We start from the raw sequence: 4,612 nt of genomic DNA on the forward strand, positions 1-4,612 counted from the left end.
TCTGCACAGCCGGTTGGTCCTGCTTTCCGGCGAAGAACGTGCCGGTCGTGGCGCGCAGGGCGGGGTGCAACGTGCCCGGCAATTGGCTCGGCAGTATCGCGGCTACTTGCGCGGCAAGCCGAGCGAACCGGTAAACGATCCCGAGCATCCGCGCTGGCTCGGCGCGCTGCTGGCGCTGGCCTACCCGGATCGCGTCGCCCAGCAACGGCGTGCCGGTGGCGCCGAATACCGTTTGGCCAACGGTCGCGCCGCGCTGTTCGCTGAGGCCGACAGCCTGATGAAGCACGAGTGGATCGTCATCGCCGACCTCGGCAGCCGTCAGGGCCAGCGCGAAGAACGCATCTATCTGGCGGCGGATTTCGATCCGGCGCTGTTCGATTCGGTGCTCGCCGAACAAGTGCGCAGCGTCGATCAACTCGATTGGGATGAACGCGAAGGCGTGCTGCGTGCCGAGCGCCAGCGCAAGGTCGGCGAGCTGATTCTCAGCCGCGAACCGTTGACCGGTCTGGATGAAAACGCGCGCAGTCAGGCGCTGGTCAATCTGGTGCGGCGCAAGGGTCTTGAGTTGTTGCCGTGGACGCCGGAACTGCGCCAATGGCAAGCGCGGGTGGCGCTGTTGCGTCAGCTTGATCTGAGCACTCAGGACGACAGCCAATGGCCGGATGTCAGCGATGCGGCATTGTTGAATTCCCTGGAAGACTGGCTGATCCCGTATCTGGGCAAGGTCTCGCGGCTCAGCCATTTCGCCAACCTCGACCTGTCGAGCATCGTGCGTAATCTGCTGCCGTGGCCGCTGCCGCAGAAGCTCGACGAACTGGCGCCGCATCATTTGAGCGTGCCGTCGGGTTCATCGATTCGTCTGGATTACAGCGAACATCCACCGATTCTCGCGGTGCGTTTGCAAGAGCTGTTTGGTCTGGCCGATACGCCACGGATCGCCGGCGGCCGGCAAGTGGTCAAGCTGCATCTGCTGTCGCCAGCGCGGCGGCCGGTGCAGGTCACGCAGGACCTGGCCAACTTCTGGCGCAGCACCTATGCCGAGGTGAAGAAGGATCTCAAGGGGCGTTATCCGAAGCACTATTGGCCGGACGATCCCTTGGTCGCCGAAGCCACGGCGCGGGCGAAACCACGCGGCACCTGACCCGCAATGGCTGCGCGCCATTAGCCCATCCGTGCTAATTGCCCTTGGTTGTTCCGGCTCGCAAAATCGCCGCCTGAACAATAACCAGCCTTGTTGCCTGGCAACTTGCGCCCAAGGAACGGAACTGCCCATGACCTCTTTCTTCAAGCTCAGGAAGTTGATCTTCTTGTCGGCTGCGCTATTGGCCGCCTCCAGTTCGGCCATGGCCGAAGAGCCCAATCCGATTGGCGACTGGTGGATTATCTACGGCAACGGCGTGCCCCAGAAAAACATCATGTACGTCGCCGATGCGACGTCGGTGGTGCCTTCGCAGAAAACCAAAGGCGCAACCATGGTCGCGGTGACTCTGGTTTATGAAGAGCCGGGCAAACCGATGATCGACGTCTATAACCTCGAAGCCCAATGCTCTACGGGCAAGGTGCGTTTCATCAATGGCCAGTCCATCGAGCGTCTCGCCTACACCATGCGTCATCTGAAAGTTGCCAACCAATGGCAGACCCCGAAAGAGTTCTGGGTCCAGCAGGCGCTGAAGTTTGCCTGTGCGCCGGGCAGTCGCGCGAAAAACGACATGGCCGCCGTGGGCAAGATGGAATACCTGCAGATGATCGAGATGCTGCAGCAGATGTTTTTCAAGCTCGCGCCGATTCAGCAAAAGAGCCAGATGATGGACAACATCGACAGCCTGCTCGAACTGAAGAAATAAGCCGAGGCATCCAATGACCTACACACGTTTATGGCTGGCAACCCTGCTGGCAGGATTGCTCTTGAGCGGCTGTTCCACTATCGCGCAAAGCCGCTGGGAAGGCCGTGATATGCAGGAAGCCCTGGACCTGTTCGGCACGCCCGACTCGATGGCAAAGGAAACCGGCCCGAACGGCGAACCCTTGGCCGTACTGACCTGGCACAAGTCCGCGAGTTGGACCTCCACCGAAGCGGCCGGCACTTCGATGACCCATACCGGCAATGGCATGGTCTACACCGAGCACTACCAACAGGTCGGCCACAGTTCTACCTGCAAGTTGCAGGCGAAGATCAATCAACAGAAGAAGATCGCCCAGTTCCTGATCGAAGACGGGCGAATACTGCACGGCAAGTGCGCCAATGTCCGCTATGTTCCGGGTTACGTTCCGCCCGGTTTATAAGGGCAAAGCGCTCAGGGCGCAGCGGGCAGGAGGAACCGCGCAATCACCGGCAAATGGTCGGAGATGCGCAAGGTATCGTCCTGCCGCACCTGCGCTTGCAGGCGTTTGAGCTTCGGGCTGTAGAACAGATAATCCACTGTGCGATCCGGGCCGTTGAGGCCGGGGTCGTTGGGGTAATGGGTCAGCCATTTGGCCCGATCGATACCGCCGGCCTCGTTGTTGGTCGGGATCATCGGGTACTTGTCCCACAGCAGATGCAGTTCGCTGTCGGCAGAGTAGGGCGTGCGGCGCTCGACCGGCAGGCGTCGATACTGGCCCAGCGGCAGCAGATTGAAATCGCCACCGATCAGCCACGGCAGGCCTTGGCTTTCATACTTGTCGAGGACTTTGGCCACGGCGGCGACTTGCGCCTGCACGTTGCCGTCTGCCTGGCTGGCGCGCTGCAAGTGGGTGTTGAATACGGTCAGTTGTCCGCCATCGCTGAGCGGCAGTTTGACTGCCAGCAAAGCGTCTTTGGGCTGGAACTGGCGGCTGATGACGTTGCTCGGGGCGACGGGCAGTTGCAGGCGTTCGGCGTGTTCGATGCGATAGCGACTCAACGTCGCCAACTGGCGGCCGACGCTGCCGTAGATGTGGGGCTCAGGGACGAAATCGGCTTTCCAGTCGAAGGCGCTGGTGCTGCATGGATACAGATCGGCGACGCGTTCCTGCAACAGTTTGAGCTGGTTCTGGTAATCGCTGGCCTTGGCGCCGTCGTCGAGCTCCTGCAACAGCACCACATCGGGTTGTTCGTCACGGATCACCCGCGCCACTTCGTCGAGGCTGAAGGCCATGTCTTCGGCGGTCGGCGCTTCGTCGTCGCCCTGAGCCAGGTCATTCCAGAATACGTAGCGCTTGCCGGCGAGGAACTGCACGTTCCAGGTCATGACTTTCAGTGCTTGCCCGGGCACCAGTGTCGGCGCGGTGGTGCCGCAACTGACCGGCAGGGTTTCGCGGGCATCGGGGCGCCAGGTCAGGCTGAACAGCAGCACGCCGAACAGGACGACGGCGAGGATGACGAGGAGCAGGGTGTAGCGCAGCAGACGGGTCATGGCTCGGCTTATAGCGTTACAGAAAGTGGCCCCGAGCATACCTGACGGCAGCGACGAAGCCCAAGCACGGCGCGGTCAGACTGCGCCGTTACGTTTGTCAGGCAATTCGCTGATCAGCATGAACAGGCGGAACAGCACCACACTGGTGAACAGTTGCAGAAAGCTGTGAGCGCTGTCGATCAGCCCGGCAATCAGCGGATTCTGCGGTTCGGGGTACACCGCCAGCGTCGCGCCCTTGAGCAACCACAACGGAGTCATCACGCAGAGAATGCACAGCAGGATGCGCCAGAAGTGCCCACGGGTCAGCCGTAGACTTTCCTTCATCGCCTGCAACGGCCCGAGGCCGCGCAGCACCAGCAGGTATTCGGCGAAGGCAAGCATGACCATCAGCATCAGGCCCGGCAGGAAGTACAACGACAGGCCGAGCAGGATCAGCAAGGTATTGAGCGCGGTCAGCACCGCGAAGCGCGGCCACAGGGTGGCGGCCATCGCCAGCAGGTCACGGTTGCGCGGCGACTCGCCACGGCTGCGTGCATCGAGAAACAGGATCAGCGCGGCGGTGTACAGCGGATACACCAGCAGGCCGACGATGATGCTGACGCCGGCGAAGGTGTCCGGCCCGGTGGCGTGATCGACCGCCTGCTGCAAGAAGGCTTCGACAATCACCAGCGGCAGGCACAACTGCACGATGCTGCCCAGATGGCGTTTGAAAAAATACAAAGAGTCGCGCAGTACTTCGAGGGCATTCATCAGTCGGTATCGCAGGTTGAAAACAGTGGCTCACTTTAACCGATGCAACGCGGGCCGACACAAACGTAAACATTCGGTAAAGGCCATTGAAACGTTTTGTCACTGTCTCCATTACAGGAGAGCACCGCGCCCAGAGTGGGCGCGGGCACGTTATTACCGGCAATCTACGAGGTCGCCATGAACAGCGAAGAGCAAACCCTGATCGATGGACTGTTTTCCCGGCTGCAACAGGCCGAAACGGAGGCAGCCCCGCGCGACGCCCAGGCCGAGGCGCGGATCAAGGAACACCTGACGCGCCAGCCGGCGGCAGGCTATTTCATGACCCAGGCGATTCTGGTGCAAGAGGCCGCGCTGAAAAGCCTCGATGAGCAGAACAAGCAGCTGACCCAGCAAGTCCAGCGTCTGCAGGCCGAACTGCAATCGGCCAAGGCCCAGAGCGGCGCACCGGCATCCAGCGGTGGCGGTGGCTTCCTGTCGAGTATCTTTGG

6 protein-coding genes are annotated in these 4,612 nt (G+C 61.3%); 4 read left to right on the forward strand and 2 right to left on the reverse strand.

All coding sequences use genetic code 11. The annotated features are described in order from the left end of the window. From OQK_RS14725 to OQK_RS14735, 3 genes are all read left to right on the forward strand, one after another. On the forward strand, positions 1-1,141 hold a 1,141-nt coding region (locus OQK_RS14725; RefSeq protein ID WP_038860965.1), incomplete at its 5' end, for an ATP-dependent helicase C-terminal domain-containing protein. Positions 1,142-1,271: 130 nt separating this feature from the next. Then, positions 1,272-1,844: a hypothetical protein gene (locus tag OQK_RS14730; protein WP_016773058.1), complete on the forward strand. Its 573-nt coding sequence runs from the start codon at positions 1,272-1,274 to the stop codon at positions 1,842-1,844. Between the two features lie 13 nt (positions 1,845-1,857). Then, positions 1,858-2,283 (forward strand): hypothetical protein, encoded by a 426-nt coding sequence (locus OQK_RS14735; protein ID WP_016773059.1) that lies wholly within the window; start codon positions 1,858-1,860, stop codon positions 2,281-2,283. An 11-nt stretch (positions 2,284-2,294) separates the two neighbouring features. Here OQK_RS14735 and OQK_RS14740 read toward each other — a convergent pair whose 3' ends face one another. Next, positions 2,295-3,374 (reverse strand): endonuclease/exonuclease/phosphatase family protein, encoded by a 1,080-nt coding sequence (locus OQK_RS14740; RefSeq protein ID WP_016773060.1) that lies wholly within the window; start codon positions 3,372-3,374, stop codon positions 2,295-2,297. A gap of 75 nt (positions 3,375-3,449) precedes the next feature. Continuing rightward, positions 3,450-4,124 (reverse strand): YciC family protein, encoded by a 675-nt coding sequence (locus OQK_RS14745; protein WP_016773061.1) that lies wholly within the window; start codon positions 4,122-4,124, stop codon positions 3,450-3,452. Between the two features lie 177 nt (positions 4,125-4,301). Here OQK_RS14745 and OQK_RS14750 point away from each other — a divergent pair. Next, on the forward strand, positions 4,302-4,612 hold a 311-nt coding region (locus tag OQK_RS14750), incomplete at its 3' end, for a DUF2076 domain-containing protein (RefSeq protein WP_016773062.1).

It is taken from the genome of Pseudomonas sp. R62 (assembly GCF_000257605.1).
Lineage (GTDB): Bacteria > Pseudomonadota > Gammaproteobacteria > Pseudomonadales > Pseudomonadaceae > Aquipseudomonas > Aquipseudomonas atacamensis.